Source organism: Kitasatospora sp. NPDC049285, from assembly GCF_040678815.1.
Taxonomy (GTDB): domain Bacteria; phylum Actinomycetota; class Actinomycetes; order Streptomycetales; family Streptomycetaceae; genus Kitasatospora.
Genome location: NZ_JBFAQR010000025.1, coordinates 47,598 through 72,853 on the forward strand (window position 1 = coordinate 47,598; position 25,256 = coordinate 72,853).

Here is a 25,256-nt window from a genome sequence, read left to right on the forward strand (position 1 = left end):
AGGGTGACATGAGGCATTTGTGACGGTCTGTCAGGTTAGGCTCTCAGGACCCGCGTTGTCCCCTGGACCGGACGGAGAGCCCATGCGCCTCGGCCGACTCACCCTGGCCGCCGCCGCTCTGCTACTGCTCGTGACGACCGCGAGCGTGCCCTCCGGCACCCCGCTGAGCCAGACCGAGCGCCATGACGCGGTGCTCTCCTCGGACGCCATCCAGCCGCGCGGCGCGGCGCCCCGGCCGGTGGTGCAGCGCACCAGGCACGAGGTGCCGTTCGGCGCGTTCGTCGGCTCCTGGGACAACTACATCCCCAACATCGCCCGGATGGCGTCCTGGCTGAACAACGCCAACATGCAGGTCGGCCACACCTACCTGGCGGGCAACAGCTGGCAGGACGTCGAGGGCGATCCGACGGTGCTCGGGATGTGGTCGCTGTGGCGGCAGTCCGACCCGACCCGGCGGCTGGTGCTCGGCGTGCCGATGCTGGTGCCCAACGAGGGCAACGTCCCGGACGCCGAGGTGGCCCGGCTGCTGGCCCGCGGCACCAAGGGCGAGTTCGACCAGCACTTCCTGCGCCTGGCCCGCAAGCTGGTCGCGTTCGGCGGCGGCGACACCGTCATCACCCTCGGCTGGGAGATGAACGGCGTCACCTACACCTCGCGCTGCAAGCCCGACCCGACGGCGTGGAAGGCGTACTGGCGGCGGATCGTCTCGGTGATGCGCTCGGTGCCCGGCTCGCACTTCTCCTTCGACTTCACCCCCACCCGCGGCCTCGACGCCGTCCCGTGGACCCGCTGCTACCCCGGCGACGACGTGGTCGACATCATCGGCATGGACAGCTACGACCAGCCGGCCGGCGGCACCTTCGACCAGTACGTCGCCGAGCCGTACGGGCTGCAGGACCAGGTCGAGTTCGCCGCCAAGCGCGGCAAGCCGGTCTCGTACCCGGAGTGGGGGCTGTTCCGCAACGGCGACAACCCCGAGTTCGTCCGCCGGATGGTGGAGTGGATGCGCACCCACGACACCGCCTACCAGACCGTCACCGACTACTGCCCGCACGGCTTCTGGGGCTGCAAGCAGAACCCGAAGTCGGCGGCGGTCTTCAAGCAGCTGATGTCCGGCTCGACCGGCGCCGTCGGCCCGGTCGCCGCGTCACCGAAGACGCAGTCGCGCTAGCGCCTGCTTCACCCGCGGCAGCCGGGTCCGCAGCAGCTCCACCGCCGCCAGCCGGGCCCGCACCCGCACCGCGCGGGCCGCCGCGAACGGCGCCAGCCGCCCGGGGCCCAGCACCAGCCGCTGGTTGGGCAGCTGGTCCGGCCGCCAGCGCTGCTTGTACGGCTCCTGGCCGCGCAGCAGGCTCAACTGCGGGATGCCCTCGGCCCGGACCTCGTCCAGCGCCGCGCCGAACAGCAGCCCGGCGATGTCCAGCCGCTCGCGCAGCTCCGGGTGCGCCCCGTACATGTAGAGGCCGCCGAACGGGTCGCAGAGCAGCACCAGGTTCACCGCGACCACCTCGCCCGCCAGCTCGAAGCGGTGTATGGCCGCCCGGCGGGTGGCCACCAGCGCGGTGGTCGACTCGCTCAGGTGCCGCGCGAACCGCTCGGAGCGGTGCTCCGGGGTGACGCCGCGCGCCTGCCACTGCAGGACGTGCAGCCGCAGCAGCTCGCGCACCGTCTCCGGGACCTCCTCCGGCGTCGCCGCGTGCACCACCACGCCCGACTGGGCGATCTTGCGCAGCTTGACCCGGCTGCGCTGCGCGGTCTTGCCGGGCAGCCGCTTCAGCAGCTCCTCCATCGGCACGGCCGGCAGGTACTGGCAGAGCGAGTCGGCGAACCGGTGCCGGCGGCCGGCCCAGTGCGCGTACACCCGCTGCACGGCCGCGCCCGGGCGGACCTCGCGCAGCTCCAGGCTGTGCCACGGGCGGCGCAGCGGCAGCGCGTCGGCGAGCCGGGCGGCGGCCCGGTCGGCGCAGTCGTCGTCGAGCAGCACGTCGGTGAAGTCGACCAGGCCGCCGCCGAGGTTGGTCAGCCCGCCGAACGGGCCGCGGCGGCGCAGCGCGGCCGCGCCGACCAGCAGTCCGTCCCGCCGGACCAGCACCAGCACCAGCCCGCCGGGTCGGCCGTACTGCCGCCACCAGGAGGACAGCCAGGGCGCGGCCTGGAAGGAGGTGGCGGTCGAGCAGCGGTCGAAGAGGTCGTCCCACTCCTCGGCGTACCGGTCCAGGGCGTCGTCGTCGCGCAGCACCTCGGCGGTCCACCGCTCGCTGTCGGCGCCGGACCGGTCGGCCTGTTCGGGCACCCGCGCCTCGGCGCGGGGGTTCGGACGGACTCTCATCGGGCCTTCGCCGCCTCGGTCCTGGCCGGGCCGGCGGTGGCCGCGGCGGGCTTCTTGGCGGCGGGCTCGGGCACGGCGGCGGGCTCGGCCTGGGCGGGCAGCGCGGCATCGACGGCGGCGCTCTCCTGCGGGCGGCGGCGGGTGAGCATCACCAGGGTGCCGAGCAGCACGCCGGCCGCCGCGCCGACCCCGGTGTCCAGGGTCGCGGACGGCGAGGAGGGCGCGTCCGGCTCGGCCGCCGCGGCCAGCGGGACCAGCCGGACCCCGGTCTCCTTGCTGCTGGCGTTGCCGAAGGCGATCAGCGACTTCGCCACCGCGTCGGCGTTCTTCACCGCCTCCTCGGGCCGGGTGCCGGTGCCGGTGATCTCGATCATCGGCGCGTCCGGGGAGGTGGTGCCGCGGACCATCCCGGCCAGCGTGGTCACCGAGTGCCCGGACTCGGCGGCGGCCGCCACCAGCACCTGCGGCTGCCCGGCGAGGCGGCCGTACGCCTGGGCGAAGTTGACCGCGGTGGAGTTCTCACCGGGGTTCTGCGGGACCACCACCACGTAGGAGTTGGCGGCGTACGAGGGGTGCGAGACCAGCGCGTACCCGGCCCCGGCCGCCGCGCCCAGCGGGACGGCGAGGGCCAGCGGCCACCAACGACGGGCCAGCGCACGGGCGCTGCGGCGCGGATCGGACATCGGGACTCCAAGAGGCAGATCGGACAGGGGGGTTCAGTGGGCCGCCGGACGCCGCCGGGCGGCGCGATCGGCTCGGGGACCGGGCAGCCGAGCGGCCGACTCCCGGTAGAGCGCGGCCAGTTCGCCGGCGATCCGGGCCACGTCGTAGTGCCGGACCGCGGGCGGCACCGGCACCGGACCGCGCGGACCGGCCGCCAGCCGGGCCAACTCCCGCGCGTAGGCGGCGGGTTCGGACGGCAGCAGGCGAGCGTCGGGGGCCGCGTCGGGGGGGAGTTCGGCCAGTGCCGGGCAGGCCGAGTGCAGCACCGGCAGCCCGGCGGCCAGGCCCTCCAGCGCGGCCAGCCCGAAGGTCTCCCCGCGGGACGGCGAGACCAGGACGTCCATCGCGGTGAGCAGTTCCGGCACGTCGTCGCGCTCGCCGGTGAGCACCAGCCGCTCCCGGACGCCGAGTTGCCGGGCCTCGGCGAGCAGCCGCTCCCGCTCGGGTCCGGCGCCGACCAGCAGCAGCCGGGCGCCGGGCAGGTCGGCGAGGGCCGCCAGCGGCACCTCGAACCGCTTGCCGGGGACCAGCCGGCCGACCGCGCCGACCACGAACGCGTCTGGCGGCAGCCCGAGTTCGGCCCGCATCCGGTCCCGGTGGGCGGCCCGGTCGAGCCGGTACCGGGCGGCGTCGACGCCGTTCGGCAGCAGCCGGACCCGGGCGGGCGGCACGCCCCAGTCGGCGAGCACCCCGGCGACCTGGCCGGAGACCGCGACGGTCGTGCTGCCGAGCCGCTCCGCCGCCAGGTAGAGCGCCTTGACGCCGGGTGAGGTGGCCCGCCCCTCGATCACGCCGGCCTGCAGCGAGTGCTCGGTGGCCAGCACCGCCCGTACCCCGGCCAGCCGGGCGGCCAGCCGGCCGTACAGCATCGCCCGGTACAGGTGGGTGTGCACCAGGTCGTAGCGGCCGGTCCGGATCAGCCGGGTGAGCCGGGGCAGCACGCCGAGGTCGCGGTTGCCGCGCATCCCGAGGTCGTGGACGGTGAAGCCGTCGGCGCGCAGCTCCCGGGCGACCGTGCCGGGGTTGCTCAGCGCGGCCACCTCGTGCTCCTGGTCCTTCGGCAGGTGCCGCAGCAGCAGGGCGAGTTGGCGCTCCGCGCCGCCCGCGTGCAGGCCGGTGACCACGTGCAGGATCCGCATCACCGCTCCCCCGCCGGGACTCTCGGCGGGGCCCAGCGCAGCCCGGTGACGGCGTCCCGCCAGCGGTGCCGGCCGTGCTTGGCCCGCAGCCGCCAGGCACCGTCGCGGTCGCCGACGTAGCAGCGCGGCAGCGCGAACCGGCCGGTCAGCGAGGAGTGCTCGATCGCGCAGGCGTAGTCGTAGCCGGCCTCGGCGACCGCGCGGCTGGACGGCAGGTCGACCGCGCCGTACGGGTAGCAGAAGCCGGTGACCGGGCCGCCGACCAGGTCCTCCAGCGCGCACCGGCTGTCCCTGGTCTGCCGCTCCATCGCGGCGGGGGACAGCCCGGGCAGCGCCTGGTGGCCTAGGCCGTGCGAGCCGATCTCCCAGCCGGCGGCGGCGAGTTCGGTGACCTGTTCGACCGTCAGCAGCTTCTTGCGCGGGCCCTCGACGTCCCAGCCGTTCTCGGTGCCGAGCAGGTCCGGGACCACGTACGCGGTGGCGGTGAAGCCGTGCTCGCGCAGCACCGGGACGGCGTGCCCGGCGAAGTCGGCGTACCCGTCGTCGAAGGTCAGCCCGACCAGCCGGGCCTCCCGCCCGCGGGCCTGGGCGGCCAGCAGCTCGCGGATGCTGACGCCGCGTCGGCCGGTGCGGTGCAGGAAGTCCATCTGCTCGGCGAACCGCTCGGGGCTGACGGTCAGCAGGTACGGATCCTCGTCCTCCTCGGCGACCGAGTGGTACATCAGGATCCAGGGCGCGAGCCGGGGGGCGATCGCCTGGGCCGGCAGGCGGGGGTCAGCGTCCACGGGGCGGCTTCCCTTCGGCGGCAGGGGACGGGGCGTGCGGTCGGCGGGCCCGGGCGAGGCGAAGCCCCACGGCGAGCACCGGGCCGCGCACCGCCTCGGCGCCGAACAGGGCGCCGAGGACGGCGAAGACCAGCAGGACGGTGGTCCCGCCGAGCAGCGTGGCGGGCAGCGGCGCGGTCTGGCTGCGGGCGGCCAGCGCGCCCGCCGCGGCGGCGGGGACGGCGGCGGCCAGCAGCCTGGCCTGGCCGCCGAGCACCCGGGGCAGCCGCAGCGCGACGCCGCGCAGTATCAGCCCGCGCAGCAGCAGCGCGGCGGTGGTGGTGATCCCGGCGGCGTTCCCGGCGGCCAGGCCCGGCGCGCCGAAGCGCGGGGTGGCGAACACGCCGACCGCGAAGGTGACGGCGAGCCCGAGGCCCATCGCGCCGACCGGGTACCAGTCCGGCCAGGTGGTGCGGTCGCCCTCGGCCCGCGGCGCGTCGGCCCGGCGGACCACCGGCCGGACGCTGAAGTACGGCCGGACCATCACGCCGATCATCGCCTGCGCGGGCAGCCCGAAGCTGTACACCCGGATCACCGCGGCCGTGGCGGCGGTGTCGGCCGGGCCGAACGCACCGCGCTGGAAGAGCACCGCGACCAGGGCCGGCGCGCAGGCCAGCAGGAAGGCGGTGCCGAGCAGCACCACCGCGGCGGCCTGGCTGAGGTCCTTCTCCACCCGGTCGCGGGCGGCGGTGAGGTCCCCGGCGGCCAGCGCCCTGGCCACCACCGGGAAGGTGACGGTGACGATCAGGATCGCCGAGGTCATCGCCAACTGGGAGACCTTCGCGGCGTAGTTGAGGTGCGAGATGGTGCCGGGCGGCAGCCCCGAGCCGAGGTAGCGCTCGATGAACACCTGGGCCTGCCGGGTCAGCGTGAACGCGGCGACCGGCAACAGCGCCAGCGGGACCAGCACCAGCCCGGGCGCGGCCGCGCGCCGGCGGCTGCGGCGCCGCCGGGTGCGCAGCCGGCGGGCGAACGGGACCACCAGCACGCCGGCCATCAGCAGGCTCCCGAAGGTCACGCCGAGCGCGGCCGAGCGCACCCCGAGCAGCCCGTGGCCGCTGAGCAGCAGGGCCAGGATGCCCAGGTTGTACAGCACGTAGATGGTGGCCGGGGCGGTGAAGGCGTGCAGGGCGCGCAGCGCGGAGGCGAGGTAGCCGGCCACCCCGAACGGCAGGATGGTGAAGGCGGTGATCCGGGTGCAGGTGACCGCCAGCTGGGGGTCGGCCAGGCCGGGGGCGAGCAGCGCCACCAGCTGGGGGGCGCCGAGCGCGGCCAGGCCGGACAGCGTGCACAGCGCGAGCAGCAGCCAGGGCAGCGTGGCCCGGGTCAACTGCCGTACCGGATCCGGCCCCTGGGTACGCTCCTCGCGCAGCACCAGGGCCAGGCTGAAGGCCGGGACCATCAGGAACGCCATCGCGTCCTCGATCAGCAGCGGCGCGGCGGTCTCCGGGACGGTCCAGGCGACCAGGAACGCGTCGGTGCCCTGGTTGGCCCCGAAGTAGCGGGCCAGCAGCAGGTCGCGGAGGAGTCCCAGGCCGGACCCGGCCGCGCTGAGCAGCGCCGTCACCCCGAACGCCTTGACCAGGACGCCCCGGCGGGGCGGCACGGCGGCGGCGGGGCGCGGGCTCGGGACGGTCGCGGCGACCTCGGCCACCGGCTGATCGGTCGTCATGCTCCGGACGCTCCACGGGAGTCGGGTCCCGGCAGCGCGGTGCGGGCGGCCAGACCGAGGACCACGGAGGTCAGCACGGTGGTGGTGCCGCCGATGTCGGCGTAGAGGAAGTCCCAGAGCACCCAGCAGAGCAGGGCGAGCGCGGCCAGGCCCGGACCGGCGGCGCGGCGCAGGCAGCCGAGCAGCAGGGTGAGGAAGAGCGCCAGGTAGGCGAGCACGCCGAGCAGGCCCTGCTCGCTGAGCACCAGGAAGTACATGTTGTGCGGCGAGAGCAGCGGCTCGCGCTCGAACCCGATGGTGGGGTCGGCCGCGTCGCTGCCGGAGGAGAGCCGCAACGGCGCGTGGCTGTCGCGCAGTTGCTGGAACGCCTTGGGGCCGGCACCGGTGAGCGGGTGGTCCTGCCAGATCCGCCCGGCGGTGGCCCACAGGTCGTAGCGGTCGGAGACCGACTGGTCGGGCGCGGCGGAGACCGAGCCGATCGAGCTGAGCCGCTCGGTCACCCCGGAGGCGCCCAGGCCGAGCCCGCCGACCAGCACCACCGCGGCGGCGGCGCCCACCAGCACGCCCTTGACGGCCAGTCGGGCGTCGGCGCGCAGCAGCAGCACGGTGGCGGCGACCGCGGTGGCGATCCAGCTGCCCCGGCTGAAGGAGACCGCCAGCGGGAAGGCCAGGAACGCGGCGGCCGCCCACATCGCGGCGCGCAGCGCCCGGCTGCCGCCGGGTCGCCGCTCGGCCAGCGCGAGCGCGAGGGCGGCGAGCAGGCCGTAGGAGACCACGGTGGACATCGCCATGACGTCCAGCGCGCCGAAGGTGCCGACCGCGCGGATCGGCTGCCCCGTGTAGGAGGCGCCGGTGCGGGTGAGGTACTGGTGGGCGCCGACCACGCCCTGGATCAGCGCGGCGAGCACGAAGGAGCCGAGCACCAGGCGCTGGTCGAGCGCGTCCCGGACGGCGAGCAGCACGGCGGCGGGCACCAGCACGAAGATCTGGGTGAGCCGGACGAAGCCGGTGACGCTGGCCGACGGGTCGATGGAGTGCAGGGTGGCGACGCCCGCGGCCAGCACCACGCCGCCGAACAGCAGGGCGGCGGCCGGGTCGAGCCGGGGGGCGCGACCGCGCAGCAGGTCGAGGGTGATCAGCCCGACCAGGGCCAGCGAGGCGAGGTCGGCGGCGGTGACGTGCACGGCCGCGGTGACGTCCTTCTCCCCGGTCGGCACGCAGACCAGCAGCACGGTGGCCGCCGCCAGCAGGCTCGGCCGGGCCGGGACTATGCGGGTCAGCTCCTGGGCGGAGTACGGTCGTTGCAGGGTGAGGGCCACGGGTTCAGCTCCCGTCCGGGCGGACCACCAGGGCCGCGGTGCGGAGCAGGATCTTGGTGTCCTGCCACAGGCTCCAGCCCTCGATGTAGTGGTTGTCGAAGCGGGCCCGGTCCTCGATCGAGGTGTCCCCGCGCAGGCCGTTCACCTGGGCCAGTCCGGTCAGGCCGACCGGCACCCGGTGGCGGTCCGGGTACTCGGGGTACGCCTGGCCGAACCGCATGACGAAGTACGGGCGTTCGGGGCGCGGGCCGACCAGGCTCATGTCGCCGCACAGCACGTTCCACAGCTGCGGGAGCTCGTCCAGCGAGGTCTTGCGCAGGAACTTGCCGATCGCGCCCATCCGGTGGTCCTGCGCGATGTTCCAGCGGGTCGCCGACTCGTGCTCGTTGCTGGGGCGCAGGGTGCGGAACTTGAGGACGGTGAACACCCTGCCGTCCAGGCCGGTGCGCTGCTGGCGGAAGAGCACCCCGGGGCCGGTGTCCCAGCGCACCGCGAGGGCGCAGGCGGCCAGCACCGGGGAGGTCAGCAGCAGGCCGAGGCCGGCCGCGGCCACGTCGAAGGCGCGCTTGACGATCCATCCGCCGCGGCGCATCGCCGGGGCGCCGAGCCGTAGGCAGGGGAAGCCCCACAGGTGGTCGGCGGCACCGAGGGCGGCCACCGAGCCGTACTCGCGCAGGCCGGGCACCAGCCAGACCTGGCAGCCGAGCCGGGCGGCCTGGCGCAGCGCGGCGGTGGTCTCGGCCTCGTCGGCGGCGCCGGCGGTGGCCACCACGTGGTGGATCCGGTAGCGGCGCAGCACCCGGCCGAGCACCTCGCGGCCGCCGAGCACCGGGAGCTTGCCCCCGGGTGGCAGCAGCACCGGGTCCGGGTCCAGGAAGCCGACCGGACGCAGGCCGTACTCGGGGTGGTCGGCGAGCACGCCGGCGATCCGCTGGCCGAGTTCGCCGGCGCCGAGCAGCAGCACCGGGCTGGGGCGGCGGATCCGGGCCCGGCGGGTGAAGCGGTAGACGAGGGCGCGGCCGCAGCCGGCGAGCGGCAGCAGCAGCGCGAGCAGGGCGAGCAGCCGCAGCGGGCTGGGGCCGCCGAGGGCGGGCCAGCGGCCGGCCAGGCAGGCGTCGGCGGTGATCGCGACGGCGGTGGCGACGCCGGCCCGGGCGGCCAGGGCCGGGAACTCGTCCAGTGCGGAGAGACTGAGCCGGCTGCGGTACAGGCCGCCGGCCAGGTTGAGCGGGACCAGGGCGGGCAGCAACAGGGCTGCGGTGAAGGCGGGTTGGGTGTCGGGCGCGGTGCTGGCCGCGGCGGCCAGGCCGACCGCGAGGACGTCGGCGGTGGCCAGCGCGAGGGGGAGCCCGACCCGAGAGTGCAGCCGCCTGCGGTGCCGGCCGAGACCGCCCGAGGTCCTCGACGGGACGGTCCGGGTCGGGCGGTCCAGCAGGCCGGTGCTGTTGCGGCGCGGGTCTGCCAGTCTGCCCGGCCGCGGCACACTCTCGTGGTCAATGGTCATCAGCGCACGAACTCCCCTGCTGTACCCGCGGTCCAGGTGTGCACCTGCCGCCGTGGGAGGCTGTCGACCATTCCTATATCGAAAATGGAGACGAAGCAGGCAGAATCAGACATTAGCGAACGGTGCCGTGCATGCGAGAAGCTGACATGCCATTTCATTCCACCCGCCCAATAATCAGACTTTCTGGAAAGAAGGCCGCACCTGCTCCGGCGGGCGTTCACGGTCTGACAAACGATCAGAACTGCTGCGGGACACGGTCCTTGCGGCTCGCCGGGACCTCTCCGATGCGAACGATCGTGCGATAGACCGCCGCGACCTGCTGAATCACCCCGCGAATATCGTGATTGTCACTTACATGCGACCGGGCCGCCGCACCACGCCGTTCGCACTCGATCCGATCGCCCAGGAATTCGGCCAGACGTTCGGCCAGCGCGACCGGGTCCTCCGGCGGTACCACCGAACGGCCGACCTCACCCGGCGGCAGGCACTCCCGGGCACCCGGCACGTCGGCGAGCACCACCGGCCGCCCGCTCGCCATCGCCTCCAGCGGCGCCAGCGCCATCCCCTCCCAGCGCGAGGGCAGCACCGCCAGGTCGGCCGCCGCGAGCCACAGCCGGGGATCGGCCACGTCGCCCACCATCCGCACCCGGGACGGCTCCGGCAGCCCGCGCACCTGCTCGGCCAGCGCCTCCGCGTCCGGCCCGCCGCCGACCAGCACCAGGCGGGCGTTCGGCACCGCGCCCTGCACCCGAACCCAGGCGTCCAGCAGCACGTCCTGCCCCTTCTGCCGGCACAGCCGCCCGACGCAGACCGCCAGCGGGTCGGACTGGTCCAGGCCGAGGGTCATCCGGGCGGCCCGCCGGGTGGCCGCGTCGGCCGGGGCGAAGTGCGCCAGGTCGACGCCGTTGGGCACCACCCGCCAGTCCGCCAGCAGACCGGCCCGCTCGCCGTCCGCCCGCTCCTGCTCGCTCACGCACAGCACCGTGCGGGCCCAGCGGGTGGCGTGCCGCTCCCAGCGCAGGCTGGCCGCGGCGAGCGCGCCGTCCACCGCGGCGAACGACCAGGCGTGCGGCTGGAACACGGTCGGCACCCTGCCGCGGGCGGCCAGCCGGCCCGCCAGGCCCGCCTTCGCGCTGTGCAGGTGCAGCACGTCCGGTTCGGCCCGGCGCAGGATGCGGCGCAGCCGCAGGGCCTCGCCCGCGGTGCTCGGCCCCGGCGAGCGCTCGGCCCGCCACTCCAGCACCCGGGCGCCCGCCGCGCCCGCCTCGGCGGCCAGCCGCCCGCCCGGCGGACACGCCACCAGCACCCGGCAGCCCGCCGCCCGCTGACCGCGCACCAGGTCCACCACCACCCGGGCCACCCCGCCGTCGACCGGCTGGGACACATGAAGGATCGTCATCTGCACGGCCCGGAGCCTAGGTTGACGGCCCGTCCGACCCGGCCCCGCTTCACCCGTCCGGGGAAACGCGACACCCGTACGGCTGACGAGCCGTACGGGTGTCCGGTTCTGCTTCGGGGTCAGCCGAGTTCGGCCGCCAGGTTGGCGAGCACCTGGTCGTGGATCCGGTTCAGGCCCTTCGGGGCGAAGGTCCGCTCGAAGAACCCGCCGATGCCGCCGGCGCCGGTCCAGCTCGCCTCGACGGTCACCTTGGCGGCGTCCTCGCCGACCGAGGACACCGTCCAGGTGATCACCATCGAGGAGTTGCCGTCGGTCTCCACCAGCTTCTCCGGGCTCGGCGCGGAGACCGTGAACAGGCAGTCCCGCACCCGCTTCTCGGTCGCCTGCAGCCGCCAGTGCACCTGGGTCCCCGCGCCGGTGCCCCCGGCCCGCACCTCGTACTCGCTGTACTGCGCGGGCAGCAGCTTCGGCCGGGTCACCGCGTAGTCCGCCAGCGCCTCGTACACCCGGGCCGGCGCGGCCTGGTACACCCGCTCGGTGGTGGCGTACACCTTGCCCATCAGCTCACTTCTCCTCGATCACGCAGTCGACGGTCACCTACCGCGCCAAGCCAACCACCGCCACCCCCGACCACCAAACCCGGGCCCTCTCACGCCTCCCGACGAAGGTGCACCACCCCGACCCAGGTGGACTCGCCGGCCGAGGAGTGGAACGCAGGGCAGGCCCGTCGGTGACCCGGACTCCGCTGTCCTCCCACGGGGCCGCCGGGTCGTCCAGGACGGCCTCCGCCGTGACCACCCCGGCGTAGTCCTCGATCGCGCAGGCCCGGTCGTAGTCGTCCGGTGGGCCGCCGCCGAGCGTCGAGCCGTTCGGGGTGCAGCCGCCCCAGTGGTGCAGCGAGGACGCGGGGACGACGACCAGTGGGCCGCCGCCGGACTCGGCCCAGACCATCTCGGGTCCGGGGGCGATGTCGTTCATGCTCCGCGTTGTGCCGTCGGACTGCGACGCGTGGCCCCTGGGTCGGCCGATCCGCTGACGACGAATTAGGGTGGGCGGATGCTCGATGTGGTGACCGCGGTGCGGTATGTCGATCCGTTGCGGGCCGGGGGGTCGGTGCCCGGGGTGGTGGAGGCGGACGATCTGGGCACGTACGTGGTGAAGTTCACCGGCGCCGCGCAGGGGGTGAAGGCGCTGGTGGCCGAGGTGATCGTGGGGGAGCTGGCGCGGCGGCTGGGATTGCGGGTGCCTCCGCTGGTGCTGGTGGACTTCGACCCGGCGGTGGCCGCGGCGGAGCCGGACCAGGAGATCCAGGACCTGCTGCGGGCGAGCGCCGGGCGCAATCTCGGGATGGACCTGCTGCCGGGCGCCCGGGACTTCACGCCGGGCATGATCGACGTCTCGCCGGCCGAGGCCGGCCGGGTGGTGTGGCTGGACGCGCTGACCGGCAACGTGGACCGCAGCGTGCACAACCCGAACCTGATGGTGTGGCACGGGCGGCTCTGGCTGATCGACAACGGCGCGGGGCTGATCTTCCATCACCGCTGGTCCTCCGCCCACGCCTCGGTGCACAAGCGCTACGACCTGAGCGGCCACGCGCTGGGCGGCTACGGCCCGGACCTGGCCGCGGCGGACGCCGCACTGGCCCCCCTGGTCACCCGCGAGCTGCTGCGCGAGGTCACCGCCTCGGTGCCGGACGCCTGGCTCGCCGACGAGCCCGGCTTCGACTCCCCCGCGGCGGTGCGCGACGCGTACGTGGAGCACCTGGCGGCCCGGGTGGAGCACTCGGCGGCCTGGCTGCCGGAGGGGTTCGCCACGCCGGAGCAGATCCGGGCCGCGGAGGAGCGGGCCGCCGCCGCGCGGCTGGCGGCCCGTCCGAACTGGCTGAAGCAGGTGCCGAACCGGGCGGGGCTGGCCCCGGTCGAGGCGGACTGGTCCCGGCACGTCGGCGGCGAGTGACGCACCGCGCGACGCGCCGGGACCGGTCGACGCTACGTCAGCTCCGCCACCAGTCGGCGGCCTTGGCGGCGGAGACCACGCCGGCGCCGTAGAAGCCGTTGTTCGCGGTGTCGCCCTCGCAGGTCGCGTTCCACGCGCCGGTGCCGCCCGGGTTGTACACGCCGGCGGGGCAGGCGTGCGGGTCGGCCTGCTTCACCAGCAGGGCGCGCAGCTCGTCGGGGCCGGCCCACGGGTGGGTGGAGGCGAGCAGCGCGGCGACGCCGGTGACGTGCGGGGAGGCCATCGAGGTGCCCTGCATGTAGGCGTACTTGTTGCCGCGGATGGTGGAGAGCACCCGGCCGTTGTGGTCGGGGGTGTCCGGCAGCTGGTAGCGCGCGTCGCCGCCGGGGGCGGCCACGGCCACCGTGCCCAGGCCGTAGCTGGAGTAGTACGACTTGTCGCCCTTGACGCCGACGGAGGAGACCGCGACCACGCCGGGCAGTTCGGCGGGCAGGTCGAGGCAGCTCTGGTCGATCGGCCGGTCGCCGGGGGTGGTGTCGTCGGGGCTGCTGGTGTCGACGGTCTTGTGCGCCAGGTCGATGTTCTCGTTGCCCGCGGCGGCGACGTTGAGCACGCCGTTGCGGCGGGAGAAGTCGACGGCGCGGCGGACCGCCTCGCTGACCGCGCCCTGGTCGGGGTCGCCGGCGCAGTTGAACATCCACGGGTCGATGTAGTAGCTGTTGTTGGTGACCTTGAAGTGGTGCTCGCCGGCCCAGACGAAGCCGCAGATCGCGTACTCGGGGTAGATGAAGCCGCCGTCGTCGACCACCTTGACCGCGGCGAGCCGGACGCCGGGCGCGATGCCCTCGACGCCCTTGCCGTTCTTGGCGGCGGCGATGGTGCCGGCCACGTGGGTGCCGTGGTCGCTGCTGGTGGGCTGCCAGGACTGCCAGCTGGTGTCGGCCTTGCCGCTGAGGCAGGAGGCGGAGAGCGCGGGGTCGACGTTGGCGGCGAGGTCCTCGTGGGTGCCGTCGATGCCGGAGTCGAGCACGCCGACCACCACGGAGCGGCTGCCCAGGGTGGTCTTGTGCGCGGTGTCCACGCCGATCTGCCGCATGTCCCACTGGTTGGCCCAGAGCGGCTCGGTGCCGTCGGCGGGCGCGGCGGTGGGGACGTCCGCCTCCTCGACCGTGGACTCGACGTCGGCGGCCTGGATGCCGGCGGTGCGGCTGGCACCGACCGAGTCGATGGTCTTGGACGTCCGGAGCTTCGCGGCGAAGCCGGGGTCGGTGGAGCGGGCGACGATGACGCCGATCTGCTCGTAGGAGGCCACCACGGTGCCGCCGGCCGCCGCGATCTCGCGCTCGGCCTTCTGGGTCTGGCCGTGGTTGGCCCGGGTGTTGACCACATAGCTGAGCAGCGGGCCGTCCGCGGTGGCGGCCGACGCGCTGACCGCGGGAAGCGCGAGCGCTCCTGTGGTGGCGAGGGCGACCGTCGCCGCGGCGAGTGAAGTGCGGCTGATCCGGGGAACTCTCATAGGGGTTGACCCTCCCGAGTCTCGGCAGGCGCGATCGAGGGTGATCGAAAGCGCTGAGTGGGCCGGAGACTATTGAGGTCATATGATAAAAATCAAGACTTGACGCGCAATCTGCGCAGAACGGGCGAGTGCCCGGTCCGCTGTCAGTCGGACCGGGCACTCGCGCTGTTCTGACGGCACGTCAGGTGGTTCAGCCGCCGAACAGCTCCCCGTAGGTCGCCATCGCCGTCGCGACGTCGGCCTGCGCCCAGAACCGGTGGTACGTGAACGTCGGCGCGGCCCCGCCGTTCAGGTAGCTCTGGACCTTGGCGAACGACGGGTCGTTCTTGTACCAGGACCGGATCGACAGGAAGGTCGAGCTGCTGTTGATCGGGTCACCGTTGGGCATCGTGCCGGTCCAGCCGCTCGGCACCGAGACCGAGTCGTTGAACCGCTTGTAGTCGGTGCGGGTCTCGGGCACCGAGATGCCCAGCGCGTCCTGGCTGGTGGACCACATGCCGTCGAGCAGCTTCTGCGCCGCGGTCTTGGCCGAGGTGTTGCCGGACTTCGCCGCGTAGTAGGAGAGCAGCTTGGCGTACGAGCCGGCCACGCCCACGTCGTTGGTGTAGTCGACGACGCTCACGTGCAGGCCGGTGTTGGCGCCGGGGCTGGTGGCGTTCCAGGTGTCCGGCTTGCCGCTCCAGGCCAGGGTGGACGGGATCTTGTAGCTGCCGTCCGCGTTGAAGGTGGTCTGGGACAGCGCCCAGGTCACCCACTTGTCCAGGATCGCCTTGGCCTTGGTGTCGCCGCTCGCGTAGTAGTACTCGGCCATCCGCTCCAGACCCCAGGTCTGGAAGCCGAACCACTGGTTGGACGGCGGGTCGTGGTAGACCGGCGCCTCGTCGTAGAACATCCCGTAGAAGGTCGGGGTGCCGGCCGGCGGGGCGGCGTAGCTGCCCTCCCAGCTGTTGGTGGCACCGCCGGCGATCGCGCCCTCGGCGGACTGCAGCCACTGCACGAACTCGACCTGACGGCCCATCGAGGTGGTCCAGTCGGTCTTGCCGGTGGTCGACTTGGGCGCCATGGCCGGGTCGTTCACCAGGGCGTACGCGGCCATCGGGTTCTGGTAGCCGCCGTGCGCCGCGCCGTCGCCGATCCGCCAGGACCAGGCGGCCGAGGTGTCGGTGGCGCCGCCCCAGGCGTAGTACCAGGAGAGCAGGTAGTGCTCGGAGTCCTTGCCGTTGCCCGCCGCGCAGGTGGAGGCACCGACGCAGTTGCCGATCTTCTTGAAGTACTTGTCGAAGAACGAGTACCGCAGGTAGTCGCCCATCTTGCCGGCCTTGGCCACGGTGGTGGCCACCTGCGAGCCCTGGCCCTGCGCCTTGGCCCAGGTGTCCGCCCAGTAGGCGGCCTGGATCGCGCGGGCGTCGGCGTCCGGCGCGTCGGTGTACTTCCACTGCTTGGCGTAGGAGCTGTCCTTGACGAACAGGTCCAGGTAGCCGTTCTTGCCGCCGTAGGCGAACTTGTCGCAGGTGGGCTGCGGGATGGTCTCCCACACCGACTCCTGCGCGCCGCGCTGGTAGGTGTTGATGAAGGACGGCCCGGTGTCGCTCGGACCGGCCTCGCACTTGCCGGGCGCGTTGCCGTAGCCGTAGACGTTGTCGACGTCCTGCAGCCAGTGCATGCCGTAGATGTCGTCGGTGCCGTACGCGCTCTTCAGCTCACCGGCGATCGGGTCGTTGCCCGCCGTCACCGAGGTGTCCAGCGCCGACGGGTAGTCGCTCGGCAGCGGGTGCTCGGGGGCGTAGGTGGCCGGCTTCGACGCGTTGTACGAGGAGTTGGTCGGCTGGTCGGCGTGGCCCGGGATCATGTACGTCTCCATGAGCGTCCATGCCGCGTTGAACTTCGACCAGTCCTGGGACACCCGGCCGTACTGGGCCTCCAGCCAGAGCAGGTAGGAGTACGCCTCCGAGGTGGTCTCGTGGCCCTGGTCGGGGGCCTCGACCAGCAGGGTCTCCACCGAGTGGTAGGGGATGCCCTCGGGCGAGAAGTAGCCGTTCGCCGGGTCCTTGATCTTGTTGTACAGCTGCAGGAACCGGTCGTTGTACACGCCGGTGGCCGCGGTCAGCTCGGTCACGGTGACCGCCGAGGAGGTGTACCCGGTGGCGGCGGAGGTGAAGGTCGCGGCGCCCGTGGAGGCGGCGTCGGCGGTGAGCGTCACGGTCTGCGCGGTGGACCAGTTGCTCGGCGTGAAGGTCAGCGTCGCCCCGGAGCTGATGGACAGTCCGGTGTTGCCCGAGGTGCGGGTGGTGGTGACGGTGACGTTCGCGGCGGGCTGGCTCGACAGCTTCAGGGTGAAGCTGCCGGTCTTGCCCTGGTTGACCGAGAGGCTCACCGGGGTGGCGGAGATCGCCGGACCGGCCGCGACGGTGATGCCCGCCGGGGTCGACTCGCTGCTCGCGCCGAGGCTGTCGTACGCCTTGGCGTAGACCGAGTGGCTGCCGGCCGCGGCGCCGCTCCAGTTGAAGGTGTACGGCGCGGTGGTGGCGGTGCCCAGCAGCGCGGTGTTGTCGTAGAACTCCACCTTGCTGATGGCCGCGCCGTCCGCCGCGGTGGCGGTCGCCGCCAGCGGGATGGCCGCGCCGGACTGGTAGTTGGCGCCCGGGGCCGGGCTGGTCAGCGTGGTGGTCGGAGCCGCGTGCGCACCCGTGCAGCTGGTCCCGTTGACCGCGAACGAGGTGGGGGCGGCGTTCGTCCCGCTGTACGAGAAGTTGGCGCCCGCGCTGGTCGATCCGCCGGCCGCGATGGTCCCGTTCCAGGAGGCGTTGGCGACGGTGACCGTCTTGCCGGACTGGCTCCAGGTGCCGTTCCAGCCGCTGGAGAGCGTCTGGTTGCCGGCGTAGGAGTAGCTGAGGGTCCAGCCGTTGATCGCGGCGGTGCCCTTGTTGTTGATCGCCACGTTGGCGGTGAAGCCGCTGCCCCAGTCGGTGCCGACCGTGTAGTCGACGGAACACTGGAGGCCGGCGGCGGCGGCCGGGACGGCGGCCGCCGTGGAGAGGCCGGCGGCCAGCAGTGTCAGAGCTGCGGTGAACGCCGAGACCCGGTTGCGGGGTGGGGACATGACGGCTCCTCGGGTGGGGGTGGGTGGGGGAGTCTCCATGGAGAACGGTGAAGCTGTGGAGCTGTGGGAGCGCTCCCAAATATCGGGAGGGGCATGCCGACTGTCAAGAGACGTCGCAGCCCCGAGTGTTGGCAACTCCCTTACCCCTGGCTAGGGTTCGGGGCGGGCTTGTGGGAGCGCGCCCATTTCGCCACTCCTTCGAGGAGCCGGACATGACTGTCCGCACCACCACCACAGCGCTGGTCTCGGCGCTGGCCGCGACCGCAGCGGCCACCCTCGCGCTCACCGGCGCGGGTCCCGCGGCAGCGGCCGGGGTCCAGTGTTCCGTCGACTACACCGTCGGCAACGACTGGGGCACCGGCTTCACCGCCACCGTGAAACTTACGAACACCGGAACCACCGCGATCGACGGCTGGACCCTCGGCTACTCCTACGCCGGCAACCAGACGCTCTCCAGCGGCTGGAACGGCACCTGGAGCCAGTCCGGCAAGACGGTCACCGTCACCAACGCCTCCTGGAACGGCACCCTCGCGGTCGGCGGATCGGCGAGCGCGGGCGCCAACTTCTCCTACAGCGGCGGCAACGCGGCCCCGACCGCGTTCACCGTCAACGGGACGGCCTGCACCGGCGCGGGATCGTCGCCGTCGCCCTCTCCCTCGCCCTCCGCATCCCCCTCGGCTTCTGCCTCGCCCTCCGCTTCGTCCTCCCCGTCGGCCTCCCCCTCCGCGTCCGCCTCACCGTCGTCGTCGCCGTCGCCGTCCGGCAGCACCGGCACCGGCTCCGGCAAGGCGCCCGAGCTGCACGTCTCGGGCAACGCCCTGGTGAACGCGGCCGGTTCGCAGGTGATCCTGCGCGGCGTGAACCGCTCCGGCATGGAGTTCATGTGCGTCCAGGGCTACGGCTTCACCGACGGCCCGGTGGACGCCGCCTCGATCGCCGCGATCAAGGGCTGGAAGGCCAACGCCGTCCGAGTCCCCGTCAACGAGGACTGCTGGAACGGCGCTTCGAATGTCAAGCCCGAGTACGCGGGCGAGAACTACCGCACCGCGGTGAAGAACTTCGTCGCCGCGCTGCGGGACGCCGGGCTCACCCCGATCATCGACCTGCACTGGACCTCGGGCGTCTACACCGGCAACTCCTCCGGCTGCGCGGACGTCAACTCCACCTGCCAGAAGCCGATGCCGGGCGCGGGCGCGGCGACCTTCTGGAGCTCGGTCGCCGACACCTTCAAGGGCGACACCTCGGTCGTCTTCGACCTACTGAACGAGCCGTACGCGGACCGCGCGGTCTCCGGCCTCGACCAGGCGTGGAACTGCTGGCGGGACGGCGGCAGCGCCTGCCCCGGCATCGGCTACCCGGTCAGCGGCATGCAGACCCTGGTCAACGCGGTGCGCACCACCGGCGCGAAGAACGTCATCCTGCTCGGCGGCCTCGCCTACTCCAACGACCTCGGCCAGTGGCTCTCCCACAAGCCGACCGACGCGACCGGCAACCTGGCCGCCTCCTGGCACGTGTACAACTTCAACACCTGTGCCAACCAGTCCTGCTGGAGCTCGACGGTGGCTCCGCTGGCCGCCCAGGTCCCGGTGGTGATCGGCGAGATCGGCGAGAACGACTGCGCCCACTCCTTCGTCGACCAGGTGATGTCCTGGGCCGACGCGGCCAGGGTCTCCTACCTCGGCTGGACCTGGAACACCTGGGACTGCGGCCAGGGCCCGTCGCTGATCTCCTCCTTCGACGGCACCCCGACCGCCTTCGGCCAGGGCCTCAAGAACCACCTGCTCGCGGTGAACTGACGTACCGCCGGCCGCCCGCCGGGCCGTGGTGAACAGCGGGTGAACCACACCGGCGGGTCGGTCGGCGGTGCTGTTTTCGTCATCGCCGCGGCCTACAATCTGCTCGCCCGGCGCGGCCCGAGCACCATCCCGGAAGGCGCCGGGCCGCTGACGGAACGTCGAGGCGAGGGGCGGGCGGCATGACGGGCGGTGCGGAGATACCCGGTGCGCGGGAGGAGCTGCGGCGGCGCGGCGAGCGGCTGTTCGCCGAGTTCGCCGCCCTGCTGGAGGCGCTGGCCCCCGGCCGGGCCCCGGTCGCGGAGCTGCCCGAGCACCCCGACCTGACGGCGCTCGGCGACCCGCGCACCTTCGCCTACTACCGCCAGGTCGCCCTCGACCCGCCGCCGAACGGCCCCGGCCTGCTGGAGCGCGCCGAGTCCCTGCTGGCGGGCTGGCGGTTGGCGCGGGACCGCAGCGACTCCGGCGCGGTGGTGCTGTACGCCCAGCGGGACGCGTCCAAACTGCGGCTGCACTTCCACCCGGTCCGCGGCCTGACCCTGTGCCGGGCCGACACCGAGTCGATGGCGCTGCACGAGCCGGCCCTCGAGACCGCTCAACTCCCCCAGTACAGCGAGAAGTAGAGCCCGAACCCGAGCAGCAGGGCAATCGCCGCGGCGGGCAGCACGCCGCGCCGGCGGGCGGTGGGCGGCTCGGACGCCCGGGTGGACTCCGGGGCGCCGTCCAGCGGTACCTGCGGGGCGTTCTCGGCGAGCGCGGCGACCTCGACCTTCCAGGGGCGCTGCGGGTCGTAGGACACGTCCAGCGTCCGGCCGGCCTTGTAGCCGTCCAGGTCCATCACGTTGACCCGCGCGGTGGTGTGCACCCGGTACGGCGCGACGCCCTTCGGGGCCACCGTCAGGTCGAGCTTCACGGTGTGGTTCGGCCCGTCGCCGGTCGCCCGGGCACTCTCCACTCGGGCCAGGGCGGGCGACTTGGGGCCGGCCGCCACTCCGCGGCGCTTCTCGCTCCCGGCCCACAGCGCCCCGCCGGCCAGCACCCCCGTCCACGGCACCAGGTTGACCCCGATCACGAACGGCGCGACCCCGGAGGCGTCCCCGAGCCCGGTCGCCCCCTCCAGCACCAGGCCGAGCTCGAAGCCCACGCCCGCGAACAACAGCAACCCGATCCAGAACATCCGCTCCCCCACCGACGCGTGTCTCCCCGCGGTCCCGGATGCTATCGGTCCGCCGCGACAGGCCATGGCGGGCGGGTCGCCCGGTGACGGGGCGTCAGTAGCGCCAGCGGGTGGCCGCGACGATCTCCTCGGGGCCGCTGTCGGCGAAGCGGGCGATCTCGGCCTCGCGGACGTCGATCACGGACTGCCAGAGCTGCTCGCCCATCGCCTCGCGGAGCACCGCGGACTTGCGCAGCGCCTCGACGGACTGGTCGAGGGTGGCGGGGAGCCGCTCGGCCGCACCGTCGGGGTCGCCGGTGGTCTCGGCGGGGAGGTGCAGCGCGGCGCCGAGTCCGGCCAGTCCGGCGGCCAGGACGCCGCCGACGGCGAGGTAGGGGTTGGCGGCGGCGTCGAAGCACTTGACCTCGGCGTTGGCCTGCTCGGGTGCCGAGCCGGTGATCAGCCGTAGCGCGGCTTCCCGGTTCTCCAGTCCCCAGCAGCGGTGCGGCCCGGACCAGTGGCCGGGCACCAGCCGCAGGTAGCTGGCGACGGACGGGGCGCCGAGGGCGAGCAGCGCGGGCAGTTCGGCGAGCACGCCCGCGAGGAACGCCTCGGCCTCCCGGGTCAGGCCGTACGGTCCGGCGCCGCCGTGGCCGAGGTTGTGGCCGTCCCGCCAGAGGCTGAGGTGCAGGTGGCCGCCGTTGCCGACGCCCCCTGCGGTGAAGACGGGGGCGAAGCTGGCCTGCAGGCCGTGCCGGGCGGAGACCGCCTGCACGGTGCCGCGCACCAGCAGTGCGGTGTCGGCGGCCTCCACCGGGCCTTCCGGCGCGACCGAGAGCTCGAACTGCCCGTCGGTGTACTCGGGGTGCAGTTGCAGGACGGTCAGCTCCTGCTCGCGCAGCGCGCGCAGCAGGTCGCGCAGGTAGTCGCTGTTGCCGATCACCCGGCGCATGCCGTACGCGGGGCCGGGGGCGCCGCCGTCCACCACCCACTCGACCTCGATGCCGGCCAGTACGGTCAGTCCGCGTTCGGCGAGCGCGTCGGTCATCCGGCGGGCGAACAGCCGCTGGCAGCCGGGGTGCGGGTCGCCCTGCTGGGTGTAGCGGTCGCCGGGGGCCCAGGCCCAGCCGGGCTGGGCGGCCAGGCGGTGCAGCGCGGCGAGGTCGGGGATCAGCCGGAGGTCGCCGACCGGCCCGCCGGACGGGGCGAGCGAGTCGTCGACCAGGAAGGCGTCGAAGCAGGGCGCGGCGCCGACGCCCCACTGGGCGGCGGCCTCCAGGCCACGCACCGGTACGGTCTTGACCCGGGTGACGCCGGCGTTGTCCACCCAGCTGATGATCACGCCGTCCACCCCCTCGGCTTCGATCCGGGTGGCGGCCACCCGGGCCTCGGCGGCGCGCTCGGTGCGGGGCTTGGCGGTGCTCATGGGGCCATCCTGGCGACCCTCCGGCGTGGCGGCGTGCGGCCGCGCCGCAGGGTCACTCGTCCGTGGACGCACCACTCTGACGCGACTGGGATCATCAGATGTGACGCAGCTCACACGATCCGACGAAATTTCCGGGGACCTACTCCCCGTTTATCCCTCTGTCCGCACCGAAACGGGGAGTCGCTCCCCACTCCGTCCGCCGCTCGAAAGGAGCGCCGTCATGACCACCGTCGCCACCGCGCCCCGCCAGCGCGCGGACGCCACCCGCAACCGGGCGCGCATCGTGACCGCCGCCCGGGAGGCCTTCGTCGAGTACGGGGCGATGGCCCCGCTGGACGAGATCGCCCGCCGGGCCGGTGTCGGCAACGCCACGCTGTACCGGAACTTCGCGGACCGCGCCATGCTCATCCAGGAGGTCTCGCTCCAGGTGATGGAGCGGATCGTGGCGCACGCCCACGCGGCCACCGCCGAGGAGCCGGACTCCTTCGCGGCCTTCAGCCGGTTCGTCCACGCCGCGGCGGACGAACGGATCGGCGCGCTCTGTCCGCTGCTCTCCGACACCGTCGATCCGCACTGCCCCGAACTCTCCGAAGCGCGGGTCGAGATGAAGCAGGTCACCGACGACCTGATCTCCCGCGCCCAGGCCGACGGTCTGCTCCGCTCCGACGTCGGAGCGGGCGACGTCGTCGTCGCCCTGGCCCAGCTCACCCGACCGCTCCCCGGCTTCGGTTGCCTCGACCTGGACCCCTACGTCCATCGTCACCTGCAGCTCCTGCTCGACGGCCTGCGGGCTCCCGCCCCGTCCGAGCTGCCCGGCCGTGCCGCGACCCTGGAGGACCTCTCGATCCGCGCCTGACCCGTCGGCCCGCCCGCCGGGACACCCGAACTTCCGGTCCGAGCCCGTCAACCGCTCCGGCCCGCCCCTGCACGACCTCGACGTCTTCGTACGCTCTCGCACACACAAGTGGGTACCTCCATGTCTGACACCCTCCAGCCGGACCCGCGCCGGTGGAAGGCGCTGGCCTTCATCGCACTGGCCCAGCTGATGGTCGTCCTCGACGCGACCGTGGTGAACATCGCTCTCCCGAGCGCCCAGGTCGACCTCGGCTTCGCCGACAGCACCCGCCAATGGGTGATCACCGCCTACGCCCTGGCCTTCGGCGGCCTGCTGCTCTTCGGCGGCCGGGTCGCGGACCTGTGGGGCCGCCGCCGGACCTTCATGGTCGGCCTGATCGGCTTCGCGGCGGCCTCCGCCCTCGGCGGCGCGGCCGCCAACACCGCGATGCTGCTGGGCGCCCGCGCCCTGCAGGGCGTGTTCGGCGCGCTGCTCGCGCCCGCCGCGCTGTCGCTGCTCGCGGTGATGTTCACCGACGGCAAGGAGCGCGCCAAGGCGTTCGGCATCTACGGCGCGGTCGCCGGCGGTGGCGGCGCGATCGGCCTGATCCTGGGCGGCGTCCTCACCGAGTACCTGAACTGGCGCTGGACCTTCTACGTCAACATCCCGTTCGCCGTGATCGCCATCGTCGGCGCCGTCATGGTCATCCGTGAGCCCGCCGTCGGCCTCAACCGCAACCGCCTGGACATCCCGGGCGTGCTGCTGGTCACCACCGGCCTGGTCTCGCTGGTGTACGGCTTCACCCGCGCCGAGAGCAACGGCTGGGGCGACGGCACCACCATCGCGCTGTTCGTCGCCGCCGCGGTGCTGCTGGCCGCGTTCGTGTTCGTCGAGAGCCGGGTCAAGGCCCCGCTGCTGCCGCTGCGCGTGATCGCCGACCGCAACCGCGGTGGCGTCTACCTCTCGCTCGGCATGGCCGTGATCGGCATGTTCGGCCTGTTCCTGTTCCTGACCTTCTACATGCAGCAGGTGCTGGGCTACAGCCCGGTGAAGAACGGTCTGGCCTTCCTCCCGATGGTGGCCGGCATGATCACCGGCTCCACCCAGATCGGCGCCCGCCTGATGACCCGGGTCCCGGCCCGCTTCCTGATGGCCCCCGGCTTCCTCGTCGCCGCGCTGGGCATGCTGATCCTGACCCAGATCGACGTCGGCACCTCGTACTGGCAGGTGCTGCCCGGCCTGGTCCTGATGGGCCTCGGCATGGGTACCGCGTTCATGCCCGCGATGAGCCTGGCCACCTACGGCGTCCAGCCGCGGGACGCCGGTGTCGCCTCGGCGATGGTCAACACCTCGCAGCAGGTCGGCGGCGCGATCGGCACCGCGCTGCTGAGCACCGTCGCCAACAGCGCCGCGACCGCGTACGCCAAGGCGCACGGCGCCGCCGCCACCAACCCCGACCTGTTCAAGCTGCAGGTCCAGGTGCACTCCTACTCCACCGCGATCTGGTGGTCCTTCGGCATCCTGATCCTGGCCGGCCTCACCGCCTTCACCCTGGTCAACGCCGGCAAGCCCGCACCCCACGCCTCCGACGAGGCCACCGAGGACGCCGTCCCCGTCATGGCCCACTGACACCCCGTCAGCACACCCGAACGGCCCGCCCGGTTCCCTCCGGACGGGCCGTTCGGCATTCCCGCCATCAGCGGCTGAACTCCTTGAGCTCCTCCGTCTCGAGCGTCACACCCACCGGCTCCGGCAGCTCGACGGTGTGCCCGTACGACAGCGTCACGATGCTCCGGTAGCGGCCGTCCTCCGGCTCGCTGTGCACCGTCACGGCACCGGCGTCCCGGTCGACCAGCAGGAACACCGGGATCCCGGTCTCGGCGTAGGCCCGCGGCTTCTCCACCCGGTCGCGCCGATCGGCGTCGGCGTCGTACGACGTCACCTCGACCACCATCAGCACCGGCTCGGAGTCCGCCCACTCGCCCTGGCCCGCGAACGCACCATCGCGCGCGAGAGCACCGTCGGGCTTCGCATGCCCGGCGCGGTACTCCTCAACGCGGAGACCCTGCTCGGCATAGAGCCAGAGATCCGGACGCTGCTGCATGCAGCGCTTCGAAACCCACCTGATGATCTCGCCGTGGTCGCCGTCGGGCACCGGCTTGACTCCGATCCTGCCGTTGATGAACTCGATCACGACGTCTTGGCGCTCGGCAGCTATGGCGATCGCTCTGAACTGCTCCAGGTCCATCTGCGGGTGTTCGGTCGTCATGACAGCCATGGTGGCCTCCTTCGCGGGCTGCGGCCACAGTATGAGCACGCAGCAATGCCCGTGCCGCACTTCGCTCTTCCTACCCGCCGGTAACTCGGCTACAGTGTCCGCACGCACCAGCGCCGGGCTTCGGGAGCCGCACCGGCGGGTTGCTCTTTCTGCTGTGTGTCAGCGTCGCTTCACGTCTTGTCAGAGCGCCTGAGCATGACGGCTTTCCCCCGCGGTACGGACCGGAGCGGACCGGTCTGCCGTGCGGGGGCCGCGATCTTTCCTCCCGTTATCTCCCGCGCCGTCGG

At 73.3% G+C, this 25,256-nt stretch carries 22 protein-coding genes; 7 read left to right on the plus strand and 15 right to left on the minus strand.

Going from position 1 to position 25,256, the window contains the following annotated elements; translation table 11 throughout:
• The first annotated feature begins 82 nt into the window (after nucleotides 1-82).
• Nucleotides 83-1,171: a glycosyl hydrolase gene (locus AB0K51_RS18130; RefSeq protein WP_363455991.1), complete on the plus strand. Its 1,089-nt coding sequence runs from the start codon at nucleotides 83-85 to the stop codon at nucleotides 1,169-1,171.
• Here the strand turns inward: AB0K51_RS18130 and AB0K51_RS18135 are convergent.
• The 10 genes from AB0K51_RS18135 to AB0K51_RS18180 all read right to left on the minus strand — a co-directional run bounded on the left by AB0K51_RS18135 (nucleotide 1,148) and on the right by AB0K51_RS18180 (nucleotide 11,887).
• Nucleotides 1,148-2,329, minus strand: a complete 1,182-nt coding sequence (locus AB0K51_RS18135; RefSeq protein ID WP_363455994.1) for a GNAT family N-acetyltransferase — start codon at nucleotides 2,327-2,329, stop codon at nucleotides 1,148-1,150. The two genes, AB0K51_RS18130 and AB0K51_RS18135, sit on opposite strands and share 24 nt — an antisense overlap.
• Nucleotides 2,326-3,012 (minus strand): lipopolysaccharide biosynthesis protein, encoded by a 687-nt coding sequence (locus tag AB0K51_RS18140; RefSeq protein WP_363455997.1) that lies wholly within the window; start codon nucleotides 3,010-3,012, stop codon nucleotides 2,326-2,328. Before AB0K51_RS18140 ends, AB0K51_RS18135 begins: the two co-directional genes overlap by 4 nt.
• Before the next feature lie 33 nt (nucleotides 3,013-3,045).
• Nucleotides 3,046-4,191, minus strand: coding sequence for a glycosyltransferase (locus AB0K51_RS18145; RefSeq protein WP_363456000.1), 1,146 nt, complete (start codon nucleotides 4,189-4,191; stop codon nucleotides 3,046-3,048).
• Nucleotides 4,191-4,976 (minus strand): polysaccharide deacetylase family protein, encoded by a 786-nt coding sequence (locus AB0K51_RS18150; protein WP_363456002.1) that lies wholly within the window; start codon nucleotides 4,974-4,976, stop codon nucleotides 4,191-4,193. Before AB0K51_RS18150 ends, AB0K51_RS18145 begins: the two co-directional genes overlap by 1 nt.
• Nucleotides 4,966-6,687: a lipid II flippase MurJ gene (locus AB0K51_RS18155; protein WP_363456005.1), complete on the minus strand. Its 1,722-nt coding sequence runs from the start codon at nucleotides 6,685-6,687 to the stop codon at nucleotides 4,966-4,968. Before AB0K51_RS18155 ends, AB0K51_RS18150 begins: the two co-directional genes overlap by 11 nt.
• On the minus strand, nucleotides 6,684-8,006 hold the full coding sequence (locus tag AB0K51_RS18160; RefSeq protein ID WP_363456008.1) for an O-antigen ligase family protein: 1,323 nt from the start codon (nucleotides 8,004-8,006) through the stop codon (nucleotides 6,684-6,686). The genes AB0K51_RS18155 and AB0K51_RS18160 overlap by 4 nt, the downstream gene beginning before the upstream one ends.
• A 4-nt stretch (nucleotides 8,007-8,010) precedes the next feature.
• Nucleotides 8,011-9,510, minus strand: coding sequence for a sugar transferase (locus AB0K51_RS18165; protein WP_363456011.1), 1,500 nt, complete (start codon nucleotides 9,508-9,510; stop codon nucleotides 8,011-8,013).
• Between the two features lie 235 nt (nucleotides 9,511-9,745).
• Complete coding sequence (locus AB0K51_RS18170; RefSeq protein ID WP_363456014.1) at nucleotides 9,746-10,909, minus strand: glycosyltransferase; 1,164 nt, start codon at nucleotides 10,907-10,909, stop codon at nucleotides 9,746-9,748.
• A 119-nt stretch (nucleotides 10,910-11,028) separates the two neighbouring features.
• Nucleotides 11,029-11,469, minus strand: coding sequence for an SRPBCC family protein (locus AB0K51_RS18175; RefSeq protein WP_363456017.1), 441 nt, complete (start codon nucleotides 11,467-11,469; stop codon nucleotides 11,029-11,031).
• Between the two features lie 37 nt (nucleotides 11,470-11,506).
• A complete protein-coding gene (locus AB0K51_RS18180; protein ID WP_363456019.1) occupies nucleotides 11,507-11,887 on the minus strand; it encodes an Imm21 family immunity protein in 381 nt (126 codons plus the stop codon).
• Between the two features lie 78 nt (nucleotides 11,888-11,965).
• Here AB0K51_RS18180 and AB0K51_RS18185 point away from each other — a divergent pair, with 78 nt between their 5' ends.
• Nucleotides 11,966-12,865, plus strand: a complete 900-nt coding sequence (locus AB0K51_RS18185; RefSeq protein ID WP_363456022.1) for a HipA family kinase — start codon at nucleotides 11,966-11,968, stop codon at nucleotides 12,863-12,865.
• Between the two features lie 37 nt (nucleotides 12,866-12,902).
• On the opposite strand, the gene AB0K51_RS18190 is transcribed toward AB0K51_RS18185, so the two are convergent.
• On the minus strand, nucleotides 12,903-14,381 hold the full coding sequence (locus tag AB0K51_RS18190; RefSeq protein ID WP_363456024.1) for a S8 family serine peptidase: 1,479 nt from the start codon (nucleotides 14,379-14,381) through the stop codon (nucleotides 12,903-12,905).
• A gap of 190 nt (nucleotides 14,382-14,571) precedes the next feature.
• Entirely contained in the window at nucleotides 14,572-17,481 is a 2,910-nt protein-coding gene (locus AB0K51_RS18195) for a glycoside hydrolase family 48 protein (RefSeq protein WP_363456027.1), read from the minus strand.
• Between the two features lie 212 nt (nucleotides 17,482-17,693).
• On the opposite strand from AB0K51_RS18195, the gene AB0K51_RS18200 reads away from it, so the two are divergent.
• The 3 genes from AB0K51_RS18200 to AB0K51_RS18210 are packed head-to-tail and all read left to right on the plus strand — an operon-like array spanning nucleotide 17,694 to nucleotide 19,897.
• Complete coding sequence (locus AB0K51_RS18200; protein WP_363456030.1) at nucleotides 17,694-19,277, plus strand: cellulase family glycosylhydrolase; 1,584 nt, start codon at nucleotides 17,694-17,696, stop codon at nucleotides 19,275-19,277.
• 39 nt (nucleotides 19,278-19,316) lie between these two features.
• A complete protein-coding gene (locus tag AB0K51_RS18205; RefSeq protein ID WP_363456033.1) occupies nucleotides 19,317-19,460 on the plus strand; it encodes a hypothetical protein in 144 nt (47 codons plus the stop codon).
• Nucleotides 19,457-19,897: a hypothetical protein gene (locus tag AB0K51_RS18210; protein WP_363456035.1), complete on the plus strand. Its 441-nt coding sequence runs from the start codon at nucleotides 19,457-19,459 to the stop codon at nucleotides 19,895-19,897. The genes AB0K51_RS18205 and AB0K51_RS18210 overlap by 4 nt, the downstream gene beginning before the upstream one ends.
• Here the strand turns inward: AB0K51_RS18210 and AB0K51_RS18215 are convergent.
• Nucleotides 19,870-20,451: a hypothetical protein gene (locus AB0K51_RS18215; protein ID WP_363456038.1), complete on the minus strand. Its 582-nt coding sequence runs from the start codon at nucleotides 20,449-20,451 to the stop codon at nucleotides 19,870-19,872. The two genes, AB0K51_RS18210 and AB0K51_RS18215, sit on opposite strands and share 28 nt — an antisense overlap.
• A 94-nt stretch (nucleotides 20,452-20,545) precedes the next feature.
• The gene (locus AB0K51_RS18220) at nucleotides 20,546-21,856 is read right to left on the minus strand and encodes a glutamine synthetase family protein (RefSeq protein WP_363456041.1); all 1,311 of its coding nucleotides are present in this window, start codon (nucleotides 21,854-21,856) and stop codon (nucleotides 20,546-20,548) included.
• A gap of 220 nt (nucleotides 21,857-22,076) precedes the next feature.
• Here AB0K51_RS18220 and AB0K51_RS18225 point away from each other — a divergent pair, with 220 nt between their 5' ends.
• Both AB0K51_RS18225 and AB0K51_RS18230 read left to right on the plus strand, forming a co-directional pair.
• Complete coding sequence (locus AB0K51_RS18225) at nucleotides 22,077-22,712, plus strand: TetR/AcrR family transcriptional regulator (protein ID WP_363456044.1); 636 nt, start codon at nucleotides 22,077-22,079, stop codon at nucleotides 22,710-22,712.
• A 120-nt stretch (nucleotides 22,713-22,832) separates the two neighbouring features.
• Complete coding sequence (locus tag AB0K51_RS18230; protein WP_363456047.1) at nucleotides 22,833-24,320, plus strand: MFS transporter; 1,488 nt, start codon at nucleotides 22,833-22,835, stop codon at nucleotides 24,318-24,320.
• A 67-nt stretch (nucleotides 24,321-24,387) separates the two neighbouring features.
• Here the strand turns inward: AB0K51_RS18230 and AB0K51_RS18235 are convergent, their stop codons facing one another.
• On the minus strand, nucleotides 24,388-24,969 hold the full coding sequence (locus AB0K51_RS18235; protein WP_363456050.1) for a Uma2 family endonuclease: 582 nt from the start codon (nucleotides 24,967-24,969) through the stop codon (nucleotides 24,388-24,390).
• Nucleotides 24,970-25,256: the final 287 nt, after the last annotated feature.

What these genes read in the sequence shown, in the direction of transcription:
- AB0K51_RS18135 (WP_363455994.1), bottom strand. Translation starts at nt 2,329, where the DNA reads ATGAGAGTCCGTCCGAACCCCCGCGCCGAGGCGCGGGTGCCCGAACAG.
- AB0K51_RS18165 (WP_363456011.1), bottom strand. Translation starts at nt 9,510, where the DNA reads ATGACCATTGACCACGAGAGTGTGCCGCGGCCGGGCAGACTGGCAGAC.
- AB0K51_RS18210 (WP_363456035.1), top strand. Translation starts at nt 19,457, where the DNA reads ATGACGGGCGGTGCGGAGATACCCGGTGCGCGGGAGGAGCTGCGGCGG.
- AB0K51_RS18175 (WP_363456017.1), bottom strand. Translation starts at nt 11,469, where the DNA reads ATGGGCAAGGTGTACGCCACCACCGAGCGGGTGTACCAGGCCGCGCCG.
- AB0K51_RS18195 (WP_363456027.1), bottom strand. Translation starts at nt 17,481, where the DNA reads ATGTCCCCACCCCGCAACCGGGTCTCGGCGTTCACCGCAGCTCTGACA.
- AB0K51_RS18180 (WP_363456019.1), bottom strand. Translation starts at nt 11,887, where the DNA reads ATGAACGACATCGCCCCCGGACCCGAGATGGTCTGGGCCGAGTCCGGC.
- AB0K51_RS18225 (WP_363456044.1), top strand. Translation starts at nt 22,077, where the DNA reads ATGACCACCGTCGCCACCGCGCCCCGCCAGCGCGCGGACGCCACCCGC.
- AB0K51_RS18140 (WP_363455997.1), bottom strand. Translation starts at nt 3,012, where the DNA reads ATGTCCGATCCGCGCCGCAGCGCCCGTGCGCTGGCCCGTCGTTGGTGG.
- AB0K51_RS18235 (WP_363456050.1), bottom strand. Translation starts at nt 24,969, where the DNA reads ATGGCTGTCATGACGACCGAACACCCGCAGATGGACCTGGAGCAGTTC.
- AB0K51_RS18130 (WP_363455991.1), top strand. Translation starts at nt 83, where the DNA reads ATGCGCCTCGGCCGACTCACCCTGGCCGCCGCCGCTCTGCTACTGCTC.
- AB0K51_RS18185 (WP_363456022.1), top strand. Translation starts at nt 11,966, where the DNA reads ATGCTCGATGTGGTGACCGCGGTGCGGTATGTCGATCCGTTGCGGGCC.
- AB0K51_RS18215 (WP_363456038.1), bottom strand. Translation starts at nt 20,451, where the DNA reads ATGTTCTGGATCGGGTTGCTGTTGTTCGCGGGCGTGGGCTTCGAGCTC.
- AB0K51_RS18190 (WP_363456024.1), bottom strand. Translation starts at nt 14,381, where the DNA reads ATGAGAGTTCCCCGGATCAGCCGCACTTCACTCGCCGCGGCGACGGTC.
- AB0K51_RS18170 (WP_363456014.1), bottom strand. Translation starts at nt 10,909, where the DNA reads ATGACGATCCTTCATGTGTCCCAGCCGGTCGACGGCGGGGTGGCCCGG.
- AB0K51_RS18230 (WP_363456047.1), top strand. Translation starts at nt 22,833, where the DNA reads ATGTCTGACACCCTCCAGCCGGACCCGCGCCGGTGGAAGGCGCTGGCC.
- AB0K51_RS18155 (WP_363456005.1), bottom strand. Translation starts at nt 6,687, where the DNA reads ATGACGACCGATCAGCCGGTGGCCGAGGTCGCCGCGACCGTCCCGAGC.
- AB0K51_RS18200 (WP_363456030.1), top strand. Translation starts at nt 17,694, where the DNA reads ATGACTGTCCGCACCACCACCACAGCGCTGGTCTCGGCGCTGGCCGCG.
- AB0K51_RS18145 (WP_363456000.1), bottom strand. Translation starts at nt 4,191, where the DNA reads ATGCGGATCCTGCACGTGGTCACCGGCCTGCACGCGGGCGGCGCGGAG.
- AB0K51_RS18220 (WP_363456041.1), bottom strand. Translation starts at nt 21,856, where the DNA reads ATGAGCACCGCCAAGCCCCGCACCGAGCGCGCCGCCGAGGCCCGGGTG.